Here is a 21,613-nt window from a genome sequence, read left to right as displayed (position 1 = left end):
GGATCCTTCCGGCCGCATCATCGCGGCGGACGCTATTTGGGTCCGAAGTGACCCAAATACTTCTCGAAAAGCTACTCGCTTCCAACAACAGTGTCAATATTGCACCGTGGACGGCGAATGAAGCTGTCGTAGTCAGTACGCTAATGCCATGAGGGCAGCAGAACGTGTGGCTCAGTTGTTGCGCAGGCGCATTGCGCTTGGCGGGTTCACACCGGGGGCAAAGCTCCCCACCGAGCGCGAACTCGCCGAGTCGCTCGGAGTGAGCCGCAACACCATGCGCGAGGCGATTCGGATGCTCGCGCGTGAAAACATCGTGGCCACGACACTTGGCCGCGGGGGAGGGACCCGCGTAATCGGCTACGGCACCGCAATCCCCGCGGACGAGAGCTCTCAAGCCGCGGCAGAATTTCATCGCTTCATCGACGACCGCATGGAGTATCGGCGACTGATCGAACCCGGGGCTGCCGCGTTTGCGGCTCGCCGTGGCACGGAGGCGGAACGCAACGTATTGACCTCACTGCTCGCGCGAGACGTGCCAGATCTCATCGCCTACCACCAGGCCGACACCGAGTTTCACTTGGCGATCGCGGCGGCGAGTCACAACCCTGTGCTGCAGGAGGCAATTGCGGGCGGCCGGGCGGACCTGTTCATGGGTGGCAACGCACTGTGGTTGCAAGCGGATTGGCACCAGCTGTATGGCGACCGCACGCCGCTCGGAGACGTATTTCGAGCGGAGCACACCAACATCGCTGAGGCTATCGTCGCCGGTGATGCGACTGCGGCCGCGCAGTTCATGTGTGCGCACCTCGACGAGGCAAAGTCACAGTTTATGCAGCTGATCGCAGACCCGGGGTCGCGCGAGTAAACGGTTAAGATCACCCGAATCGGGGGTAGGGATCACTGTGATCCGCACCCCCGATTGCTCTTCATTACCTGTCGCGTGAGTTGCCCGGGGCCACGCGGGCCTTACGACGACGGGTCTCGGTCAGCAGCGCCGCGACGGCTCCTCCGAGCAGCGCCATTCCCGCTGCTGCTGCGAATGCGGGGGACGCTGCGCCGGTTGTCGCGAGCCGACTCGAACTCACTGTCGTCGGGGGAGCAGGTGTCACCTGCTGCTCAACCGGGGTTACCGGCGGCTCCGTAACCGCTGGGCTTTCGGTCTCCCCGCCGTTGTCGATCGTGGTTGGCGGTTCCGCTGTCGGAGGCTCCTTCGTTGGCGGTTCTTCTGTCGGTGGCTCCTCCGTCGGCGGTTCCTCGAAGTGGGTTGCGACGTTCACGATGTCACCGAAGGATGCTGTGGCGCCGTTCGTGCCGTCAGCGCCGAGGGTCACTGCAAACTGCTGATCAGTACGATCGAAACCAACCGGTGCTGCGGTTTCCTTCAGCGTGTAATCACCATAGGGAAGGTTCGGAACCGACAGCTCGCCCGGATCAGCGTCTCCGTCGTTTGCGCCGCCGTCGACTACAGCAAGATCACCAGACGGGCCGGTGAGTAGCCACTCAGAACCGTCAAGAAGCGCGCCCGATTCGGTGACCTTTTGCCAAGACACGGTCCCCGCCCGCGGCGCAGCGTTCGCCTCGTTCTGCAGCACCAGCGAGACGCCCGCGGTGCTCCCGGGCGACACCTCGTACGTGCCGTCGTCGAGCTTCACGACGCCGTCACCCTGCAACGTCCACTGACCCCACACGGTATCTGCGACCTCCGGCAGATCAATCTCCTGGATGATGAACGTCGACCCAAGCACGGCGCGGTCGCTGCGCACCGGCTGACCGACCTTCAGTGACATCTGCTTCGCGGGTTCGTCAGAACCCTGTACGGAGTAACTGACGGTGAAAGTCGCGTCTTGCGCGGCGTTGGCGTTTTCTCCGACGATCGTCTTTTCGAGCGAAAACCGCGTGTACACGACCCCGCTCCCGTCGCCGCCGCCGGCGAGCTCCGCAGTGTGTTGTGACGTCACGATCGTGTTTTCGACACCCGCAGTGTTTCCAAAGACGTCCCCGGGAAGAACGATTCCATCAGCCTGCGTGTTGTAAGCGAGGCGATATGCGTAACCGCCCATGGGGAGGCCGTCTGCCGAGAACTCGGCCGACTTGTAGTCAGCCGAGAACGTCGCGGTAACGAGCGATATGTCGGCTGGCTCCCAGTCGCCAACGAAGTCCCCGTCGACCACGGCGCGACGGTCGAGCCACACCTCACCCGTGTAGTGGTGATTCTCGAGCGACGGATCAAGCTGATCGCTCACCTGGAACGAACCATCTTCTACGTAGGTCGACGGGATTCCGACGGTCCAACGCATGATGCTCGGGTCAGCGGTTGCATTTGAGAATTTGTATGGCTCGCCCCACTCGGCAAGGCTTTCGGGGATGATGCCGCCCTCGCCTGGCAAATCGACAACCACGTGCTGGTCGCCAACCTCGAAAACAACGGTTTCACTGTCGGTCGCGCGAGTTGCCATACCCGATATCCAGAAGGTCCCGCCGACGTCAGATTGGCCCTCAACAGCGGCAGTGAGCGTGCAGACGAGTTCGGGTCCGTCGCCGTCTGAGACCTGGCAATGCGCCAGTTCGGCGCCCGAGCCTGGGTCGGTGAGGGAAAAGTCGCCCGATCCATACCTGCCGAACTCGGGTGGAAGCTGCATGCCGAACGTATCGCCGGCCACGGCCCCGTCTGGCATGGCCCACTCGCCGCTGACGACGACGCGGTCCCACTGTGAGAGCGGGTTGTCTGTCCGGTCTTCGCGAGTGATAGAGAGATTTGAGATGGCATGAGGGTACGTCACAGTCGGCACAGCGATCGCCGGAAGTGCTCCGCCAGCGGTAAAGAATGTCGCGAGAATGATGCCGAGCGCGGCGAGTCTTCCGCTGAATGCGCGCGACTTCGGTTTTCTGCGCGCCTTGAACTTCCAAAATTGTGTTGACATCGCTGTCAAGCCTCCCTAAACGTACCGATCCGCAAGATATTGCAGAACATCCCAATCGATTACACGGAAAAAGTGTTGATTCGTGACGCACGCCTGGATGGAATCGTGTGTAAATACTTGATCGGTACGGAGTGTGGCGCATCGGGTCGTCCACGCCGCGGGTGCTATAGCTGAAAACTATGCGTCACATAGAAGCTATCGCCCTTGTGCCACATATGGCTCTTCTTCACAATTGCTCATGAGTGTCAGCAATGATGCAGTCACCTGGAGAAGAGAAGAGCCGAACCGATGTCTGTTCGCAAACGAATCACTGTGATCGCTGCCCTGGCGGTGGCGGCCATCTCGCTGAGCGCCTGCTCAACTGGCGCGAGCGACTCTGCGGAGTCGAAAGACGGTACCCGCACCGTGACAATCGTCACATCAAACGACGCGCCATTCTCGTATGTCGACGAGTCGAGCGGAGAGCTGACCGGCATCGATGGAGAGATGCTGAACGCCATGGCCGATGAGCTGGGATGGAAGATCAAGGTCGTCACCACCGACTTCGCCACGATGCCGCAGACGGTGCTGTCAAAGAAGGCGGACTTCATCGCTGACGGTATGTATGTCACAGACGAGCGTAAGAAGACCCTCTCGTTCTCCGACACCTGGTACTCCCAGGGCGAAGGCATGCTCGTACCCTCTGACTCGAAACTGAAGTCTCGCGATGACGCGAAGGGCAAGAACATCGGTGTCATGACGGGAACCACTCACCTCGAGATCGCGCAGTCACTCACCGATGAGGCTCACATCAAGATGTACGACTCGCAGGCCAACATGCTGCAGGCCGTCGCGAACAAGCAGGTCGACGCGGCGTTCACTGACCAGGCCGTCGTGGCGTGGAGCCTCACGCAGAACCCCAACGACAAGGTGAAGCTCGTCACGCCTTACGAACCGTATTTCCCCGGCACCATTGCTGCGGCGTTCCGACAAGACGATGACAGCCAGAAGATGCTGAAGCAGCTTAACGGCGCTCTAGCTGATCTGAAGGCAACGCCGGAGTACCTCAAGATCCTCAAGAAGTACGGCCTCGGCGAAGACAACGTCGCGGAGTAACCGTCCTCTGGCGGGGCACCATGTGTGCCCCGCCACACCTTCTGTACAGGGAGCAACATGGAATTCATCGAAAGCGTCTTGGGCGTATTTCCGGCGTTGATACGGGCTATCCCTGTCGTCGCCCAGCTCGCGATCGGGGCGATGATCGTCGCGCTCGTGCTGGGCTTGTTTGTCGCGCTCGCGCGACTGTCGCAGAGCAAGATCCTCCGTACGATCGCCACGGTGTATGTCGAGGTGCTGCGCGGCACGCCGCTGCTCGTGCAGCTTGTCTACATCTATTTCGTACTGCCAGTGGTTGGCATACAACTCGACCCGATCGCCGCGGGCATCATCGGGCTCGGACTGAACTACGCCGCGTATCTGTCGGAGGTCTACCGCACATCGATTCTCGCGATTGACGGTGGGCAAACGGAAGCCGCGCTGTCGCTCGGATATACGCCTACGAAAGCACTGTGGCGCGTTGTGATTCCGCAGTCATTCAAGGTCGCGCTCGGGCCAATTGGTAACTACTTCATCGCGATGGTGAAAGACACAGCGCTGACGTCGGTGATCGCGGTGTCTGAGATCCTGAAGACCGCGAACACGCTCAATGCGCAGACGTTTCAGACCGTCGAAATATACACCGCAGCCGCTCTGCTGTACCTCGCACTCTCGCTGCCGCTTTCGCGCCTCGTGATCGTGCTCGAACGAAAGGTGAGGGCTCGTGCCTAACTCGGTCATCAGGATCCAAGACGTCCACAAGACCTTCCAGATTGGTGAGAAGCCAACGCTCTGGCAGCGGATGCGCGGTCGGCCCGACGCACGTCGCGAACTCGAGGTACTGAAGGGCGTCAACCTCGACGTCGCGCCAGGTGAAGTGGTCGTTGTCATCGGCTCAAGCGGATCCGGCAAGTCGACTCTGCTGCGGTGCATCAACAAGCTCGAGGTGATCAACTCTGGTCGCATCTTCGTGAACGGTCACCTCGTTGGCTACCGTGAGCATCAGGGCGAACTCGCGCCCGAGTCGGCCCGTGAGACTGCGCGCAAACGTACGGATATCGGCATGGTATTTCAGCACTTCAACCTGTTTCTGAATAAGACGGCGCTGGAAAATGTGATGGCGCCGCTCATTGACGTGAAGAAGATGTCAAAGTCCGCCGCGCGTGAGCGGGCGCTTCCGGCGCTGGAGTCGGTCGGCCTGCAGGATCGCATGGAGAACTATCCGTCTCGGCTCTCTGGCGGCCAAAAGCAGCGCGTCGCGATCGCACGCGCGATGGCGATGGAACCGAGCGTGATGCTGTTCGACGAGCCGACGTCGGCACTTGATCCCGAACTCGTGGGCGAGGTGCTCGCGGTCATCAAGCGCATTGCCTCGGGCGGCACCACGATGGTCATCGTCACGCACGAGATGCAATTCGCGCAGGAGATCGCCGATCGCATTGTCGTGATGGACGGCGGCAACATTGTCGAACAGGGACCCCCGTCAGAGGTGTTCGGCGCGCCTCAGCACAGCAAGACGCGCGCGCTGCTGCGCCGATCCGGAATTCTCAATACGCCAGAGACCGAGGTGGTCGACCTGCCGATCGACGAGGATCAGCGGTTCTAGCGTCGTTGTGGCGTGTGCGGCAGCGTCGACAGAATGTGGTCTTCGACGGGCGCGCGGCTGCGAAGTAGCCTGCTGATCAGATCGATGAGCTCGATGAGCGCGGGGGAGAGCACGCTGTTGCGCCGGCGAATGAACGCAATGGTGTCGTAGAGGGGCGTTTCGAACGGCGTGACAAAGATGCCCGGGGGAAAGTTATCGCCGCGGGTCACGGCGCGCGACACCATCGTGTCGCCGATCCCGCGCGACACCAGTTCGAGCGCCCCCTCAAGGTATTCGACCTCGACGAGGGTTTCGATGCGCCGCCCGCGCTCCTGCGCGCGCTCGCTGAGCTGGCGTCGCGTCGGATCATTCCAGCTGTAGCTGGCGTCGTACAGCACGACTGGGTGTTCAGCGATGCGCTCAATCGTCATGGGCGCGTCAACGTGAGCGGGATCGGCGCTAGCCCACAGCACCTCATCGCGAATCAGCGGGAACACCTCCAACTCGTCGTCGGGTACAGGAAGCACCACGATGCCTGCTTCGAGCCGGCCCTCGCGAACCCCAGAGACGACCTCGAAGGAGTTCTGGCCGAACAATCGCAGCTGCACATTCGGGCGATCGCGGTGGAACTGCTCGACGAGGTCGGGGAGAAAATAGAAGTTTGCGTTGCGCAGCACACCCAGCGAGATCGACCCCCGCTGCAGTCCACGCAGTTCGACGAGGGCCTCGTCTGCGCGATCGGCGGTGTCGACGATCTGACGAGCCCAGCTGAGCAGCTCAGTGCCAGCCGCGGTGAGTGTGAGCGACCGCCCCGCACGAATGAACAGGGGGAGCTGGTGGTGTTCTTCGAGCTTGCGAATAAGCGCGGACACCGTGGGCTGCGACACACCCAGTGCTTCGGCGGCTGCGGTGAAGGATCCGCCGTCGACCGAACATACAAAGGCGCGAAGCTGGGTGAGTGTCATAGGCTCATCCTATGCATAGTAGAGCCGGTTGCCTCGTTGTGAGGGGCAGCTGGTGCTCAATACGATCAAGCCATGAAGTTCACACAGCCCATTCTTGATCAATACGCCGGCCGATTTTCAGTGCTGAAGTCGCCGCTCGACGTACCCGCCGCGCAGCGCGACCCGAAGGTCGTTGAAACCGTTTCGGCGATGCTGCTCGACATTGAGCGTCGCGGCACCTACGCGCTGCGTGACTACGCGCGCAAGCTCGACAACTGGGAGGGCGACGACTTCGAGATCTCGGCCGCGGATATTGCGTCGAGCGGTCAGCGCATCGACGCGTCGCTGCGCGAGGCGATCGAACTCGGCGCAGAGCGGACGCAAGCCTTCGCCCAGCGCCAGCGCGCCGGCCACGTGAACTTCGAAGCGGAACTCGCCCCGGGGCTCGTCACTGGAGTGCGCTACATTCCCGTCGGACGGGTTGGCGCCTACATGCCAGCCGGACGGTTCCCGCTCACCGCGAGCGCCTTCATGACCGTGGGCGTTGCGAAAGCAGCTGGTGTGCCGCACGTGGTCGCGTGCACGCCGCCCCAGCCGAACGGCAAGGCGAATGACGCCGTGTTGTACACGGCACACGTCTCACACGTCGACCGCGTGTTCTTGCTCGGCGGCGTGCAGGCGCTCGCGGCGATGGCCTTTGGGCTCATCGATGACCTTCCGGCCGACATGCTCGTTGGTGCGGGCAACGCGTTCGTGGCTGAGGCGAAGCGCCAGTTGTTCGGACGCGTGGCAATTGACCTACTCGCGGGTCCGTCAGAGGTCGCGGTACTCTCCGACGAGTCAGTAGACCCCGAGCTGGTCGCCGCAGACCTGCTCGGCCAGGCCGAGCACGGGCCGAACTCGCCCGCAGCTCTCGTGACGACGAGCGAGTCGCACGGGCGCGCGGTCATGGCAGCGATCGAACGGCAGTTGCCGACGCTGTCGACGGTCGAGATCTGCGGCCCAGCGTGGCGCGACTACGGCTCGGTCACCGTGGCCGACAGCCGCGAAGTTGCTGTCGCGCTCATGGACGACCTCGCCCCCGAGCACCTCGAGGTCATCACCTCCGACGACGCGTGGTATCACGACAACCTCAGTAATTACGGCTCGGTGTTCTTGGGCCCCTGGAGCACGGTCGCGTACTCCGACAAGGGCATGGCGGGCACGAACCACACGCTGCCGACGGCGGGCGGCGCCAAGCACAGCGCCGGACTCTCGGTCTCGCGCTATCTGAAGCCCCTCACCTACCAGCGCATCTCGAAGGAGGCGACCCCTCTGCTAGCCCCCGCCACCATCACGATTTCGGCGTCCGAGGGCATGTCTGCGCACGAGGCGACTGCCCAAATGCGCCTAGACCGCTACGAGAGCTAGCCCAAGGGGCGTGCCCTGCCCCTGCTCCTGCCCACCCCAACGCCGTTCTTCTGTCGGCGCAAATGATCCGTTCACTCAGCTGATGCGATCATTTGCGACGACAGAACGGGGGAGTGGGGTTGGTAGCTTGGAGTCATCCCATCGGAAGGTTCCCATGTCGCACCCGCCCGCTTGCGCCCTACGCCCGTTTGTTGAAGCCGACGCGGCGTTCTTCGCGTCACTCGCCGCCGATCCGCGAGTGACGCGCTATGTGGGCGACGGCGCGATCTGGGCCGAGGAGCGGATTCGGGATCGCGTCAGCACCGCACTCAGCGGCATTCCAGTCGAAGCGCTGGGTGCCGCGCGTTGGTTCGTAGCGACCGACGGGGACGAGTCGGTCGGGGTTGTGGTTTCGTGGCGGGAAGCCGACGGCATCGAGATCGGATACTGGGTATCGCCGGAGCACTGGGGTCGGGGCATCGCGAGCGCGATGGTCGACGAGGCACTCACGAAAGTTCCCAGGGTGTTCGGCACAGGCCGACTCCTCGCGCGCGTCGACCCCGAAAATGTCGTCTCCGCCAAGTTGTTGACTCGGCGTGGGTTCCGGCTGATCCGGAGCGAACCCGGGTGCGACTATTTCGGGCTGGAGGAGCAAGCGATGGCTGAAGCTATCGCTTGCTCAAAGACTGCGCAGCCAGCACAGTCGCGAGTGCCGATTGTGCAGATCGACGCCTTTGCCGATGCACCGTTTGAGGGGAATCCGGCAGCGGTGATGCTGCTCTCGGAGTGGTACCCGAGCGATGTGCTCCAGCGGATCGCTGAAGAGAACAACCTCTCGGAGACAGCGTTTCTGGTGCAAGGGCTTCCGGACGGCGCGCTTGCCCCCAACCCCGATCATCCCGCCTATCATCTGCGCTGGTTTACGCCAGTGGTCGAGGTCGCGCTGTGCGGCCATGCGACGCTGGCGGCTGCCTCGTACCTATTCGAAGACGTGCATCCCGATGCGACTGAGCTACAGTTCATCACGCTGAGCGGGTGGCTCTCGGTGACGCGCACGGAGACGGGCCAGTATGCGATGGACTTTCCATCCGAGACGCCCGCGCCAGTCGCTATCGATCCCGTCATTGCTGAAGCGCTGGGTGTGCGCGTAGTAGAAGCACTCCGAGCGACCGATCTGATTTACGTGGTCGAAAACGCGCAGACGGTCATTGGTCTTGATCCAGAGCTCGCCGTTCTGGCATCGCTCCCCGTTCGAGGCACCATCGTAACGGCGCGCGGCGATGACACCGAATACGACTTCGTGTCGCGCTGGTTCGGTGCAGAGGCCGGCGTTTCCGAAGATCCTGTTACCGGATCCGCGCACTGTCAACTCGCGCCTTTCTGGTCAGAACGGCTCGACAAGCGCGACCTGCTCGCCCGGCAGGTATCAGCGAGAGGTGGCACCGTCAGAGTGACCTATCGAGGGGAACGCACGCTACTGACCGGCGGGTGCGTGAGATTTATGGACGGCACGGCGTTACTGCCGCGCAACGCGCAGTCGAACGCGGACAACTGAGCCGCTCGCAGGACGTTCGGTTTACTGCTCGAACTGCGGGGTAGTGGCAACGCAATTCACTGCTTCTCCAGGCTCGCCTTGGAATGATGCGATCTCGCGTTCGCCATCGAGCAATATTCGACAGCTCGCCGAGACGTCGGCCGCGGGTGTGGCGCTGAACGAAACGTCGTCGCCGGCGACGGCGATCGTGTCGACCGCCCACCCGGCGGAGTTACCCACGGTTCCTGGCAAGGCCGCGACATCGTCGATAGTGATCGTCTTTGGCTCTTCCAAGCGTCCATCACGATCGACGTACTCGACCGCGGAGAGTGGCGTTTCTGTGGCTGAGTCGGTGCTGATTTCGTAGGTTACGGCCCAGGCGTCTTCGCTACTTTTTCTCACGTCTTGGATGAAGCCGCACCCGGTGAGGGAGAGCCCGAGTACGGCGCAGAAGGGAACGAGTGCGAGCATGCGTGTGCGTTGTGTTTCGTGCATACAGACCAGTTTGGTGACCGGGCGGAACTTGGGGATCGCTCTGCGGTACCGACTGACTCAGACCCCAGTACGACCCGTAATTGAGGTTGGGCCACAAAACTCATGAATGGCACTCCGGTGCCAGGTCGCCACACCGCGGGTGGATGCGAGGGGTAATCTTCGACCGGAACCATGAATTACATGACACATCAATCCTCGTCTCAGCACATGATTCCTGATGCCACCGAACCGTCGCCGATCCGCGGTCGATACGCTGGCGCCGATATCGCAAGACTCCTTGCGATCATCGGAATGATGGCGACCCACCTGGTGCAACAGGCCTCTGCCGAACCCTCTGCGTTTGACCTCGGCGCAATCGCCGTCGTGACTGCAATTGCGGCCGGCATCTCGGCACCGCTCTTCGCGGTACTGGGTGGTGTGAGCATCGTGTTTGCTTCGCGCCGGTATTTGCGAGAAAACCGTACCCTCGCGGCGTGCGTCTCGCTGGCGACGCGTGGGCTCGTGCTTGTGCTGCTGGGTTTCGCGCTCGGTCTCGTTGACGCACCCGCGATCGTTGTGCTCGCATACTACGGCGTGGCCACGATCCTCGTCGCGCCACTTGTGAATGTACCGACATGGGTGCTCACAGGCATTGCTGTGATTATCGGGGCGTTCGGGGGCACACTGAATGCTGCCGTTCGTACGAATCTGGGGGTCGTGACAGAGGGTGGTTCGCTCTCGTTCGAGTCGTTCGTGACAGATGTTCCGGGCTCGCTTCGCGCGCTCGTGCTGACGGGCGTGTATCCAGCTATTACCTGGGTTGTGTATTTGCTTATCGGCATGGTGCTCGCCCGTCTACTTGTGTCACTTCGGACGCGTCGGCAGCTCCGCACGGTCGTCACGCGAGTCGCCGCCGCAGCGGTGGCAATCGCCGCCCTCGCTCAGCTTGCTTCCGCCTGGGTGGTGGCGCATCTCGAACTTTTCGGTATGTCGTTTGCTTCCGGCAGTGAACGCGAGCTCATTGAAACAACGGTGATGACTCCGACGTTCGGTGCGCCGTTTTCACCGGCGCTGTGGTCTCAACTCGTTGCGGGACCGCACTCAGGATCGCCAATGGATATTCTGCGCACCTCGGCTATTGCAGTCGCCGTCATCTGCGTCTGCATCTGGCTGTGCGATGCGCGGTCGCGCCCAGTTTCCGGAAGGGTCTTCGAGATGTTCAGAAGCGCCGGCGCCGCCTCGCTCACGATCTACGTGATGCACGTGCTCATGCTGGGGCTGCTCACTCAGACAGCGGTCCTGCGCCTCGCGGAAACTTCGGGATCAGGATCGAACGTCGCCGCTCTGCCGTGGTGGGCGATCGGACTGCCCGCCCTCGCGCTGCATGTCACGCTCGCGCTGCTGATTGGGCTCATTCTGATGCTCCTGCACCGCCGCGGCCCGCTGGAAGCGCTGACATCTGGCATCGCGAAGTTCGTGCCGCGTCGACTCGGTTAGTCGACCCGTTTAAACTCCCGGCAGGAAGGTCGCTCTCCCGACGATCGGTCGCGAATTGCGGGTGTCGACCTTCGTTCTACGGTGGGTGACGAGAACCAATTTCGTGTGCTTCGACGAGCTACTGGTGAGTCGCTCACGGTCATCGCCGTGGTGCTCGTTGCGGTAGGCATCGCTCGCGGTACGAGGATCAAATGAGGGTGTCAACCTCGAACACTTCGGTGCGCGCGACTGCCTGCTCATGCATTCCAGCCAGCGCGAGACGTTCGGGGTCTGACATGTAAGCCGCCAGTGCCGCAGTGTCCGGTAGATGAATGACCTGGACCTCGAGCGGCGCATCGGTGGCCGCACTCGGGGCGGCGTCTGAGGCGCCGGCTGTGGCTCGGCGAACCCGGCTCACCACTTCGCCGCCGTGTCGCGGTACCAGTCTGAGCACTCGATCCTCATACTCGGTGAGTGCGTCCTCCTGCCCAGATACCGCCCAGAGCAGCACACACAGTCGGAGGGTCATTCCGCCACAATACCGGCGGGAGGCAGGATTTTTGCGAGCTGATGATCTGCATAGGGTGAATTCGAAAATGGCTCGACGGGCTCGTAGCTCAGCCGCTGGTAGAGATGGTGGGCTTCAGCCAAATCCTTGCGTACAGTGAGTCTCAGGGTCCGAATGCCCCGGCGCGCGCTGATGGACTCTAATTCAGTGATGAGCTTCCGCCCGAGGCCCGCGCCACGAGCTTCAGCATCAATGAACACTCGCGTGAGTTCACCGAGCCCCTGCTCGACGGCTCTCACCCCACCGCACCCAACCACCCGCGTGCCGTCGTAAACGACGACGAAAAATCCGCCGCCATCGCAGATATCGTCGCTGGGTTCATCGCTCATCGCCTGCGTGACCTCGCGCTGGGTCGCAGGTCGATCCCAATACCGCGTGACCGTATCGAAGTAGAACCGTCTGATGACTTCCCGCCCGATCGGCGATCGAGGATCAGTAACGCCGAAAGTGATTGATGGTGTGCGCTCGTTGGGGATCATGATTTCGTGGGGTTCGTGGGGTTCGTGGGGTTCGTGGGGTTCGTGGGGTCGCCGGTGCTGTCGCCGTCGCCGCCGGGTGCACGGGGCGTGCGCGGCGCGAGTGCCCAGCGCAGAATGAGTCCGACGACCAGTGACCAGAAGGCTGCGCTGATTCCGGCGAACGCGACGCCCGAGGCAGCCACCAAGAACGTGGCGACTACCGCAATGCGTTCGTCCGCGCGCTCCCAGGCCCCTTGCACCGCTGATCCGAGCGTGGATACAAGTGCGACACCAGCGACCGTCGCGAGAACGCCCTGCGGTGCGAGCACGGCGACCGCGACGACCGCGGAAGAGAGCAGGCCGAGTATGACGTAGAACGTGCCCGTCCACACGGCGGACCGCCAACGACGGTCCTTGGGCACACCGCTTTCGGGGCCAGCGGCCAATGCTGCGGAAATCGCAGCGAGATTGACCGCGTGACCGCCGAACGGTGCACCGATCGCCGAACTGAGGCCAGTAACCATCAGCGATGATCGCCAAGGCGTGTCGTACCCGAAGCTGCGCAGTACCGCGACACCGGGTATGTTTTGGGAGGCCATCGTGACCACGTAGAGCGGCAGTGCGACGCCGATGAGCGACGTGATCGTGAACGTGGGTGACGTCCAACTGAGTGTAGGCACCAGCGCACTCGCATCAACGCCGAGCCCGGCAATATTGAGATGCACCGCGATGACGACGGCAGCGACGAGCATCGCAAGCGGCACCGCCCAGCGCGGGAAGAACCGCAGACCCACCAACCAGATAAGTACGACGGGGAGCACCGCGAACGGAGCGGTGGCTGCCCCGAGCACGGGCTGCAGACAAATGGGGAACAGCACCCCGGCGAGCATCGCCTGCGCGATTCCGCCAGGAATGCGTCGAGCATGACGGCCAAGCCAGGGCCATAACCCGGTTGCGACCAGACACAGCGCGCAAACCAGGAACGCGCCGACGGCGTCAGAAAACTGCCCGACGGCAGCACCGGCTCCGCCGAGAACCGCAGCTCCAGGTGTCGACCAGGCTGCGGTGATGGGCAAGCGGTGGACCAGGGCGAGGATCAGGGTCGCCAGCCCCATGAGAAGTGAAAGCGCCATAAGCCCCGACGCCGCCTGCGCGTCGGTGGCGTGCACGGCGGTCAGACCGGTGATCACGACCGCGAACGATGACGTAAACCCCACGAGCGCGGTTACGGCGCCGGTAGTGACCTCGCGCGTGTTCGCCGAATGGGCACGCGTCACTGCGCGCGACCTAAGTCGCGACTCCGTAACGAGGCGAGGATGCGAGAAGCTATGGTCGAGAACTCGACACGCTCCACCTCTCCCATGTGGTTTAGCTTAGCTGGCGGCTCGTCGCGGCTCGTCTCCGACAGGGTGAACGTCGTACTCCGTGTCTGGCGCGCGGTGCCTATGCGAGGAACGAGCCGCAGTGCTTAGAATTTTGTGGCACTTAATTACTTTATGTGCAGCTTAGTTGAACGTCAGATTGCGAATTTTTCGGCGGCGATATCGTGGCGGTACTTCTGGGGCCGATCTGGATCTCACAGGCGCTCGCGCCGCTTTACGCATATGGAATGTTGTGGATCTCGACCGTGGTTCCGCAACCGAAGTGGATCGCGCGTAACGACATCTCATATGGGGTCTACATTTATGCCTTCCCAGTGCAGCAGATGCTCGCGGTGTTTGGTCTCGGATCGGTGAAACCGCAGCGACCTGAGGCGTGGTCTCTACGCGCGCTTAAAATGGGCGCATGAGCTCACGCCGCGACCCTCCTCAACGAAAGGAGGTCATCAAACGCCGGGATACCTCCAGAATTCACGGGTATCAGCGGCGAGCTTGGAGAGGCGTAGCAATCGAGGTGGGCATCGGGTTGTTCCTCTGGGCTGGATGCGTATACATGATGACCCGCCTGAACTGGAATTTTACGACGATGGTCGGCGGTGGTGCGCTGCGAACAAGCGGGCCTGCGATTCCGGCATGGAGTGCATTTGCGCTCCTCGGATCCCTGGGGCTCGTGGCCGTTGTGTGTGGCGTAATCGATATGCGGAGGGTACTGCTCAAAGCGCAAGCGTCACCCGGTCAGAAATAGGGTCGTGCCCGGTAACTGGAAGCGTAGAGCGCCGCAAGACTGCGGCGGCGTTGCAGTGGAAAGCCGAGGAGTTCGTCGCACGCTTTCGCAACATCAGAGAAGCGGATGTCATTCGGATTCCTGCGCATCTGTGCGATAAGGCTCTGGGCCGTCACCACGCTTAAACGGGGTCATTTCGGGTACCAAAGCGGTCTGTGACTCCTCCAGCAGTCGCCCCAAGTCGAGGAGATTCAGATGACGACGTTGCCCCTCTGTGCGCACTCGAGGGCGAACGTGTCCGGCGCCGAATGGGCTATTTCGGCGACTTCACTACATCAACGATGAGCGCGATCACCGCTATCGCTGCAGATACAGGTTGTAGGCAAAACCCAAGAAGAGGATCCCTCCGACGCCGATATTCGGATCTCCTGCCCAACCCGACTTAATGAGCGATAGGCCCACGATGAAGGGCAATCCGGTGACGAGAAAGGTGATCAGTAGGCCGAGGAACGTACCTTTCGAACGTGCGACAGAGTAAGCACCAAGAACGCCGGACGCGAAGCCAGTGGCTGAGAGGAGCAGCACCCAGATGGGTGCGCCGTTCTCGTATTCAGTAAAGATGATCACAGAGGTCAAGGTCCATGCGGCGAACGCGATGCCAAGAAGCATCCGGCCAAGGTTTCGATTCCGCAGGGCTATCATTTTCCATCCCAGTTGTTCGTCGCGGAGTTCACGAAGGTCCAGTAGATCGATGCCTGACCGAAGCAAGCTGTGCGGACGAGAGTCGATGTGTAGAGCTTGTAACTGCAGTTCTGGAGCAGCTGTGATTTGCACGACCACCAAAGCGAGTCTTGTCTTGTACTTGAAGCTATCAGGAGGCGAAGTGCAGTAGTCATGAACGCTCTTCGTTTTGAACTTTGTAGCCGTACAACTCATGCACTGCACGTAGTTCGACGGAATCATAAGGGAGGCAGGTGGCACACCGAGTGTGCACTACCAGGCTGCGAGCAGGTGCCCATCACGCCGACGAAGCAGCGGAGGTGCTGCAATACCGAACGTCGGCGACTTGTGGAGCAGAACGACTGCATTAAAAGGCTCCCACTACGGCAGCAGTGGGAGCCGAAGGAGTAGGGCGTGCGGGACTTGAACCCGCGACCGATGGATTACGTGTCAGCGCGCATATTACTAGCCTTGAAAGCTGGGTTCGTTACGGACAGGACAAGCGATCTATTGCAGTATAAATAATGTGTTAGACGCTCAACTAATTGATGAATATCGCCTATATCTACTTAGGCAGGGTCGTTCACCCGGGACACTCGAGCAGAGAATAGGCGACGTGCGAAGGCTGCTCATAAAGATTGGTCCAGCCGCGTCCGTCACTCAAATTCAGCTAGAGAGGTTCATTGATGACCATACGAGCCATTGGTCTGCCGCCTATCGAAAGAAGGTTTACGCGTCATACAGAATCTTCTTCTATTGGGCGAGGAAGCGTCAATTTATCGATGTGAACCCATCTCGACATCTCGATACTGTCCGAGTTCCTAGATATCTACCGAGACCGGCACCCGAAGAGGTCGTTCTCAAAGCATTTGACAACGCGTCGTTGGCAGAGTCTGCAATGCTTTGCCTTGGCGCAACACAAGGGCTTCGGCGAACTGAGATCGCTTCTGCGCACCCGATGAACCGCGACGGCGGGGTGCTTCGCGTGGTCGGAAAAGGCACCAAGGCGCGGATGGTGCCTCTCGATCCGCTAACTCGAGGGCTACTCGAACAACTCGAAGCGGATCATGGAACCACGGACTTCTATTTCCCTGGGAGATTTAGCGGTCACGTTCATCCTGCGACCGTCTACAAGTGGCTCAAGCGCCATCTTGGTTCTGCCTGGAGCACACACAACCTACGCCATCGCGCTGCAAGCCTCGGGCTGAGAGAAACAGGGGATTTGAGAGGGATCCAAGAGTTGCTTGGACATTCATCCCTAGCAACAACGCAGGTGTACACGCTTGTGGACGTTGATCAGCTCATCGCAATAGTGAATGCCACTTCGCTCCAGCGCATGGTTATCGAGCGACGGATGAGTCAGGTTTTCTTGCGAGGCAACTCACCCGATAGGCAGGATGGGGATGTAGTTCAAGCGTTACAAACTTTAGCCGCGCATCTTCGAGCACCAACTACTCAGCCGCTGGTCGCATGAATATGAACGAGGTCGTGCGCTGAGCAGTGGGGTATCCGTGCAATCGTATTCGGACGGACTCAGGCCCTCAGCGCAAAAGGTGCGGAGGGGATTTTAGGCTACGCTTTTCAGGGTTTGCGGTCCGGAATTCGAGCCAGGATGGTTTGCTGGGTGCGAGCTTCCGCCTCGAATTGCCGCTTCGACATAGGGCGAGCTCGTGGCACGCATCAGCGCGCTGTACCCCAAGTCGAAGAATATCTCGTCGCCCACGGCCGTGGTGTGGTGGCCGATGTTGAGGATGAGATGGTCGCTGCTCATCCCGAGGATTGTCATTCCCTGTGGGGGAGTGAGACCGTCAGTGACCGTGTCGAGCCGGCCGAGCGCGACGATGGCTTGGCGAATCGTCCCAGTACCGATAGGTGGGGTGCGATCCCCAAACTTCATGGCAACGTAAGTGCCCCAAGGTCGCACCGGCTTGTCACGAACTTCAATGACCTCACCAACGAGCTTGAACGCATCGGTTCGCAGCCCTGAGACAGGCCCGCCCGTGAGTGGTTCTGTCCCCAACAAGATCGCTTCGCCCAGCCGTAATTCATTCACGCGGCCGACGTCCCCACCGCGGAACGCCCAGTTAAGATTTGCAGAGTTCCCACCCGACACAGTTGCAAGCGGGTGTCCGATTTGACGTTCGACCCGCACTGCGAGATCGGAGAGCTCCGACATTTTCTGTTCGTCCGGGACAATGCCGCTATGGCACGCCAGGTTGGTGCCGATCCCGTCGAGTTTGAGTCCCCGAAGTGCTGTGACCGATTGCGCAGCGTCGATAAGCTCACCGGCGGCGATTCCTTCGCGGAGATCTCCCATCTCGACCATCAGAATGACCCCGTGTACCTGCCCCGCGTGTTCAGCTTCACGCGCGAGCGCCCTGAGAATGCTCGGCTCTGTATTGACGCTAAACTCGGCAATCTGTATCGCGCGTTTCACCTGGCTCAGCATTGGCGATCGGATGAGAGTGCAGGTGGCCATCACGCCGGACTCTCGCAGGCGCGCGAGATTGTCGACGCGTGAATCTCCGATTCCGGTGGCACCGCCTCGAACTATCGCCTGGGCAACTTCGGGAAGCCCGCAGGCCCCCTTCGCCACCCCGAGGACGCGGACTCCGAGCCCAGACAGGCGTTCGACTAGGGTACGAGTGTTCCACTCGATAGCGTCAAGATCAATTTCCAGGCGAGGCGCGCTCACAATGCAGGCGCGGTCGAAGTCACTAGGGCTGGGAAAGCTCGCACCACAATCTGCGCCAGTTCGTCAATTGGGCGAGTCAATGGGTCTGTCGCAGGCAGACCGAGGTCGCGCGTATAGGCATCAATCACGGCGTCGAGTTCGCCCTGAGCCATGCCCTCATGATTTATTGCGACGCCAATCACTTGTGTGTCTGCAAAGGCTTCAATGAGAGCGATTTCGCTGCGAACGGTCGGAGTTTTCAACCTCGGGTAATCGCCAAGCATGACTCGTTTCGGCGCGTGCTGCACGATCACCGCTTGTGGTCGACTACCTCTGAGAATCGCTGTCGAACTCAAGTACGCCGGATGGCTGAGGGCGCCCTGACCTTCCACGACTATAACATCGGGCTGTTCCCCGTTGAACGCTGCAACGACTTGCGCTTCCACTTCCCCGGAGCAGAACTGCGGAGTGATCGCGTCGAGGGCGACACCGTACTTTGTTCCCTGAATGAGGGTTGTCTGGCCGGTGCCTACAAGCACCGCTCGAATGCCTCGCTGGTTGAGTGCCCGCACGAGCAACGTAGCTGTGGTGCGCTTTCCTACCGCGCCATCGGTTCCGAGAATGGCGATACGAGGGCAACTCACGTCGAAGATCTGACCCGTGAACATCTTCAGGTCCTTCTTAGGCTTTGGGCGACGTACGTCCGTGATCGTGACATTCGCCAAACGACTCGCCGCGAGGAACTCAGCGTCATCATTCAAGAACTCGTGAAGTCCATTAACGAGGTGCATCCCAAGCGAGAGGCCTTCAAGTAGTGCCCCCCTCTGGTCGGCCGCCAACGAACCAGATGCGGGTGCAAGTCCGCAGATTACGTAGTCGGGGGTCACAGCCGAGTGTGAGATTGCGTCAGCCAACGTCGCATAAATCGGAATCCCGTTGGGTTCGCCATCGAGGAGAGTCCCTGCATCCTGGCCGGCGCACGTGCTGTCGATAACACCTATGATTTGATATCGTTCGGAAGAACGCACCAATCCGTTCGCGGTCTTGCCGTCCTGCTCACCAAACAACCCTTCACAGTAGATCAGCGCCGTGTTCCCAACTGGAAGCCGAACGCCGGGGAGTTGGGGCGAAGTGATCGCGAACTCTGATAGGTGAGCAAAGTTGGAAGTATTTGGAGCGGGGTGCATGTTCATTCCTCCGAGTAGCTCAGAGGAAACGACAGCATCACGACGCGGCCACGAAGGGCCAGGCAGTCCACGAGAAGTCTTCCCTGAAGCTGACAAGTGCCAGCGAGTTGACCATACCGCGCTGGGGTGGGTTGCCACTCAGGAATGAGATTCCGAACCGCACTGCATCCGTAAGTGCATATGCCGACACGATTGCGAAGTAGGACGTGACGCGGCCGGACTCATTTTAGGCATCCGCGAGTGGGACCCGACTAATGCCCCCCCCCCGATCTAGTTCGAAACCACACGAAGAGCAAAGTGCGCGATGTCACCCGATGCCTGCTACCAACGCAATCGAGCCACAATGCGTCGCAGATACTCGTGCGCCGGACCTGATCGAATTGGGCGAATCAGACGCTGGATACGATTGGCATTGAATTACGCGCAGTTGGTGCAGACTCGATCCTCGTTCATTAGGTAGCGGCACTTCGGGCACGGACTCCGCATCCATGCTGGTCGGCTCTCTTTTGAGCTTCTGCGTTCACGAGCGTCTGATTCGGCGCGGTCGGGGAGACTTACCCACCAGTACCCAGGTCGAGATTTGCTTGGCATGGCGTGAGTGGCTCCCGTGGTAGTGGTTGCTTCACGCTCAGACGAGTATCCGCTAATGATTCCACGATAAATTCTCATATCGACACCAGCTCTGCGGACGACTTTCACGTATGCCTTTGTCTCTACAATCGCAGCGACCGCGACTCGTTCGAACGCATGCGCAATAAAGATACGGTTTGCCACAGAGACATCATGGGCGTGAAACATATCGTCAAAAGTGGAAAAGTCTCGCCGAGTTTCAAGTGTCATGAGTACTTCCGTTTCCAGGCTCAACCGCGCTATGTCCACCCGTCTAGTTAGACGGGCGGGATATCCACTCAGTTACTCAGGACAATCCATGAGTAAAGAATCGTGTTGCAGGTGCCGATCACATATCTTGCAGCGTGAGGAGGCTCTTGATTTCGTAAGTCGTCGGTCCTTCGGCCCCCATGCCTACAGTAGACCGAAACATGGCCTCCGGCTGCTGGCGAAGCTTAACAACACGATCCGCTCTTCCCACGCAACCTGGATCACGTTTGACCGGTGCGCGACGCAACTCCATTCGAAAGCATGTTTGAACGAGATGGCGTGAGCTTCCAATACGTGCGGCTGTGTGCTCAGCGCGATCATCGACGAGTTTTACTCGTACATGAGTCCATATGAATGACACATGAGAGCATCGTGGGCCGCTACAAGGAATCCTTCATAAGAACACACACATGCGATGGTCTGTCAAGCTTCGGAAGAAAGTCTTGCGTTCTGGGAGGATACAAACCATGGGGAAAATATTGCATGGCGAGCAAGAATATGAGTTCGAAGATCGGTTGCTCGCGCATCTACATTTCGTGATTGGGCAGAAACTTAAGCGGCAGGAGAGCTTTTTTCTTAGCTGGACGAAGCAACACGAAGAGGGCGGCGGGCGTGTGTCCGTCTGGATATCGCCACACGTAACTGTCGGTTTTCACTTTGCTGGCAGCAGGGAGCCTGAACTCAACAAGGCATGGCTCAGGGCGCTCAACTCGCTCGCGCATACGCCCCGTGGACTGCTCGCGATCCGAGAAGATGAAGCCGAGCGCTATGTGAAAAACAATCCTGACCTCGTTTAGCAACAACGAACATCGCCCTCACGAAGAAACGTGGGGGCGATGGTGTTCTTCCCGGTCGAGTGTTAGGGACAACCCGGGGACTGGGAACAACACTGTTATTTTCGTCCTCGCCATTCGTGAGCGCAAGGGACTGGAGATTTCCGAGCTCTGAATGGTGGTAGGTGACAGTCCAGGTGGGTCGTTTCGGCAGCTTCCAGTTGCGCTGCTTCACCCGCCGATTCACCTCATTCAGCGACCGGCTGGCGTCGTCCCCCGTCATCGCGCGCGGCGAGGCCAGCCCAACATCTTCGCCCGTGCGCTTGGCGCTTTCTATCACTCCAAGTCGGTAGACAATAGTGTGCAGTGGCGCGAGATCGTCAGCGACGCGAGTGTAGTGGCGGCAGCCGCGCGCATTGCCTGCCGTGTGCTCTGCGTTCCTAATGGCCGCGCTTGGCCCTTGGATCCCGCGCGTTTGCGCACTCGACATGGGCGATACGTAATGCCAGTTAGAACCGAACCTCATGCGACGTAGGGTATGCCGCTTCTCCAACAATGATCGTGAAGTGCCGAATACACATATAAGTGCTAGCGCTCGTGCAGGGGCGACGCTTTCAGCGGCATTCTGCACACATGGACCGCCCCGCCCAACGATGATTGGGAGGGGCGGAACGGTGCTTAGTGCATGTCGCCCGCAACTTGGTGCAATGGTGCACAGGGGTATCGGGGGCGACGCCATAAGTGTGCGCGCAATAGATGGACGTGTCGCGGGGGTTGCTGACAGATGATGATGGGTCTACGCTGCAATGTCAGCGATCCGATAATGCGTGTTGCAGAAAAATCCTCGTCCACCC

The 21,613-nt window shown here is 60.5% G+C and carries 19 protein-coding genes; 10 read left to right on the top strand and 9 right to left on the bottom strand.

Annotated elements, in window-relative coordinates; all coding sequences use genetic code 11:
* The first annotated feature begins 148 nt into the window (after nucleotides 1-148).
* Nucleotides 149-865 carry a FadR/GntR family transcriptional regulator gene (locus tag ACFWHR_RS12395; RefSeq protein WP_382448605.1) on the top strand — a complete coding sequence of 239 codons (717 nt, stop codon included), beginning with the start codon at nucleotides 149-151 and terminating at the stop codon, nucleotides 863-865.
* A 64-nt stretch (nucleotides 866-929) separates the two neighbouring features.
* Here the strand turns inward: ACFWHR_RS12395 and ACFWHR_RS12390 are convergent, their stop codons facing one another.
* On the bottom strand, nucleotides 930-2,921 hold the full coding sequence (locus ACFWHR_RS12390) for a SpaA isopeptide-forming pilin-related protein (RefSeq protein WP_382448604.1): 1,992 nt from the start codon (nucleotides 2,919-2,921) through the stop codon (nucleotides 930-932).
* A gap of 288 nt (nucleotides 2,922-3,209) precedes the next feature.
* Between ACFWHR_RS12390 and ACFWHR_RS12385 the strand changes: the two genes are divergently transcribed.
* The 3 genes from ACFWHR_RS12385 (at nucleotide 3,210) to ACFWHR_RS12375 (ending at nucleotide 5,601) form a co-directional block, all read left to right on the top strand.
* Nucleotides 3,210-4,016, top strand: coding sequence for a substrate-binding periplasmic protein (locus tag ACFWHR_RS12385; RefSeq protein WP_382448603.1), 807 nt, complete (start codon nucleotides 3,210-3,212; stop codon nucleotides 4,014-4,016).
* A gap of 57 nt (nucleotides 4,017-4,073) precedes the next feature.
* Complete coding sequence (locus ACFWHR_RS12380) at nucleotides 4,074-4,727, top strand: amino acid ABC transporter permease (protein ID WP_382448602.1); 654 nt, start codon at nucleotides 4,074-4,076, stop codon at nucleotides 4,725-4,727.
* A gap of 70 nt (nucleotides 4,728-4,797) precedes the next feature.
* Complete coding sequence (locus tag ACFWHR_RS12375) at nucleotides 4,798-5,601, top strand: amino acid ABC transporter ATP-binding protein (protein ID WP_382448714.1); 804 nt, start codon at nucleotides 4,798-4,800, stop codon at nucleotides 5,599-5,601.
* Here the strand turns inward: ACFWHR_RS12375 and ACFWHR_RS12370 are convergent.
* A complete protein-coding gene (locus tag ACFWHR_RS12370; protein WP_382448601.1) occupies nucleotides 5,598-6,545 on the bottom strand; it encodes a LysR family transcriptional regulator in 948 nt (315 codons plus the stop codon). The genes ACFWHR_RS12375 and ACFWHR_RS12370 overlap by 4 nt on opposite strands.
* A gap of 72 nt (nucleotides 6,546-6,617) precedes the next feature.
* On the opposite strand from ACFWHR_RS12370, the gene hisD reads away from it, so the two are divergent.
* Both hisD and ACFWHR_RS12360 read left to right on the top strand, forming a co-directional pair.
* Complete coding sequence (gene hisD, locus ACFWHR_RS12365; protein ID WP_382448600.1) at nucleotides 6,618-7,934, top strand: histidinol dehydrogenase; 1,317 nt, start codon at nucleotides 6,618-6,620, stop codon at nucleotides 7,932-7,934.
* A 154-nt stretch (nucleotides 7,935-8,088) separates the two neighbouring features.
* Complete coding sequence (locus ACFWHR_RS12360) at nucleotides 8,089-9,468, top strand: PhzF family phenazine biosynthesis isomerase (RefSeq protein WP_382448599.1); 1,380 nt, start codon at nucleotides 8,089-8,091, stop codon at nucleotides 9,466-9,468.
* Between the two features lie 21 nt (nucleotides 9,469-9,489).
* Here the strand turns inward: ACFWHR_RS12360 and ACFWHR_RS12355 are convergent, their stop codons facing one another.
* A complete protein-coding gene (locus ACFWHR_RS12355; protein ID WP_382448598.1) occupies nucleotides 9,490-9,942 on the bottom strand; it encodes a hypothetical protein in 453 nt (150 codons plus the stop codon).
* Between the two features lie 180 nt (nucleotides 9,943-10,122).
* On the opposite strand from ACFWHR_RS12355, the gene ACFWHR_RS12350 reads away from it, so the two are divergent.
* Nucleotides 10,123-11,418: an acyltransferase family protein gene (locus ACFWHR_RS12350; protein ID WP_382448597.1), complete on the top strand. Its 1,296-nt coding sequence runs from the start codon at nucleotides 10,123-10,125 to the stop codon at nucleotides 11,416-11,418.
* 187 nt (nucleotides 11,419-11,605) lie between these two features.
* Here the strand turns inward: ACFWHR_RS12350 and ACFWHR_RS12345 are convergent, their stop codons facing one another.
* From ACFWHR_RS12345 to ACFWHR_RS12335, 3 genes are read right to left on the bottom strand one after another with little or no spacing between them, the layout of a single operon-like run.
* Entirely contained in the window at nucleotides 11,606-11,926 is a 321-nt protein-coding gene (locus tag ACFWHR_RS12345; RefSeq protein WP_382448596.1) for a hypothetical protein, read from the bottom strand.
* Entirely contained in the window at nucleotides 11,923-12,444 is a 522-nt protein-coding gene (locus tag ACFWHR_RS12340; protein WP_382448595.1) for a GNAT family N-acetyltransferase, read from the bottom strand. The genes ACFWHR_RS12345 and ACFWHR_RS12340 overlap by 4 nt, the downstream gene beginning before the upstream one ends.
* Entirely contained in the window at nucleotides 12,441-13,700 is a 1,260-nt protein-coding gene (locus ACFWHR_RS12335; protein ID WP_382448594.1) for a benzoate/H(+) symporter BenE family transporter, read from the bottom strand. The genes ACFWHR_RS12340 and ACFWHR_RS12335 overlap by 4 nt, the downstream gene beginning before the upstream one ends.
* Nucleotides 13,701-14,032: 332 nt before the next feature.
* Between ACFWHR_RS12335 and ACFWHR_RS12330 the strand changes: the two genes are divergently transcribed.
* Nucleotides 14,033-14,212: a hypothetical protein gene (locus tag ACFWHR_RS12330; RefSeq protein WP_382448593.1), complete on the top strand. Its 180-nt coding sequence runs from the start codon at nucleotides 14,033-14,035 to the stop codon at nucleotides 14,210-14,212.
* A 671-nt stretch (nucleotides 14,213-14,883) separates the two neighbouring features.
* On the opposite strand, the gene ACFWHR_RS12325 is transcribed toward ACFWHR_RS12330, so the two are convergent.
* Nucleotides 14,884-15,366, bottom strand: coding sequence for a hypothetical protein (locus ACFWHR_RS12325; RefSeq protein WP_382448592.1), 483 nt, complete (start codon nucleotides 15,364-15,366; stop codon nucleotides 14,884-14,886).
* Between the two features lie 406 nt (nucleotides 15,367-15,772).
* On the opposite strand from ACFWHR_RS12325, the gene ACFWHR_RS12320 reads away from it, so the two are divergent.
* Entirely contained in the window at nucleotides 15,773-16,720 is a 948-nt protein-coding gene (locus ACFWHR_RS12320) for a tyrosine-type recombinase/integrase (RefSeq protein ID WP_382448591.1), read from the top strand.
* Nucleotides 16,721-16,813: 93 nt separating this feature from the next.
* On the opposite strand, the gene ACFWHR_RS12315 is transcribed toward ACFWHR_RS12320, so the two are convergent.
* Entirely contained in the window at nucleotides 16,814-17,941 is a 1,128-nt protein-coding gene (locus tag ACFWHR_RS12315) for an alanine/ornithine racemase family PLP-dependent enzyme (protein WP_382448590.1), read from the bottom strand.
* Nucleotides 17,938-19,113, bottom strand: coding sequence for a DUF1611 domain-containing protein (locus ACFWHR_RS12310; protein ID WP_382448589.1), 1,176 nt, complete (start codon nucleotides 19,111-19,113; stop codon nucleotides 17,938-17,940). The genes ACFWHR_RS12315 and ACFWHR_RS12310 overlap by 4 nt, the downstream gene beginning before the upstream one ends.
* Nucleotides 19,114-20,453: 1,340 nt before the next feature.
* Here ACFWHR_RS12310 and ACFWHR_RS12305 point away from each other — a divergent pair.
* Nucleotides 20,454-20,783 (top strand): hypothetical protein, encoded by a 330-nt coding sequence (locus ACFWHR_RS12305; protein WP_382448588.1) that lies wholly within the window; start codon nucleotides 20,454-20,456, stop codon nucleotides 20,781-20,783.
* The last annotated feature ends 830 nt before the right edge of the window (nucleotides 20,784-21,613 follow it).

The sequence above is a fragment of the Leucobacter sp. NPDC058333 genome, from assembly GCF_042726155.1.
Lineage (GTDB): Bacteria > Actinomycetota > Actinomycetes > Actinomycetales > Microbacteriaceae > Leucobacter.
Note: the sequence above shows the minus strand (reverse complement) of the source record. Positions and strands in the feature narration are given on the sequence as shown.

Coding starts and splice junctions, on each gene's coding strand:
- ACFWHR_RS12355 (WP_382448598.1), bottom strand. CDS start 9,942: ATGCACGAAACACAACGCACACGCATGCTCGCACTCGTTCCCTTCTGC.
- ACFWHR_RS12340 (WP_382448595.1), bottom strand. CDS start 12,444: ATGATCCCCAACGAGCGCACACCATCAATCACTTTCGGCGTTACTGAT.
- ACFWHR_RS12390 (WP_382448604.1), bottom strand. CDS start 2,921: ATGTCAACACAATTTTGGAAGTTCAAGGCGCGCAGAAAACCGAAGTCG.
- ACFWHR_RS12310 (WP_382448589.1), bottom strand. CDS start 19,113: ATGAACATGCACCCCGCTCCAAATACTTCCAACTTTGCTCACCTATCA.
- ACFWHR_RS12380 (WP_382448602.1), top strand. CDS start 4,074: ATGGAATTCATCGAAAGCGTCTTGGGCGTATTTCCGGCGTTGATACGG.
- ACFWHR_RS12345 (WP_382448596.1), bottom strand. CDS start 11,926: ATGACCCTCCGACTGTGTGTGCTGCTCTGGGCGGTATCTGGGCAGGAG.
- ACFWHR_RS12305 (WP_382448588.1), top strand. CDS start 20,454: ATGGGGAAAATATTGCATGGCGAGCAAGAATATGAGTTCGAAGATCGG.
- ACFWHR_RS12350 (WP_382448597.1), top strand. CDS start 10,123: ATGACACATCAATCCTCGTCTCAGCACATGATTCCTGATGCCACCGAA.
- ACFWHR_RS12360 (WP_382448599.1), top strand. CDS start 8,089: ATGTCGCACCCGCCCGCTTGCGCCCTACGCCCGTTTGTTGAAGCCGAC.
- ACFWHR_RS12330 (WP_382448593.1), top strand. CDS start 14,033: ATGTTGTGGATCTCGACCGTGGTTCCGCAACCGAAGTGGATCGCGCGT.
- ACFWHR_RS12370 (WP_382448601.1), bottom strand. CDS start 6,545: ATGACACTCACCCAGCTTCGCGCCTTTGTATGTTCGGTCGACGGCGGA.
- hisD (WP_382448600.1), top strand. CDS start 6,618: ATGAAGTTCACACAGCCCATTCTTGATCAATACGCCGGCCGATTTTCA.
- ACFWHR_RS12385 (WP_382448603.1), top strand. CDS start 3,210: ATGTCTGTTCGCAAACGAATCACTGTGATCGCTGCCCTGGCGGTGGCG.
- ACFWHR_RS12375 (WP_382448714.1), top strand. CDS start 4,798: ATGCGCGGTCGGCCCGACGCACGTCGCGAACTCGAGGTACTGAAGGGC.
- ACFWHR_RS12395 (WP_382448605.1), top strand. CDS start 149: ATGAGGGCAGCAGAACGTGTGGCTCAGTTGTTGCGCAGGCGCATTGCG.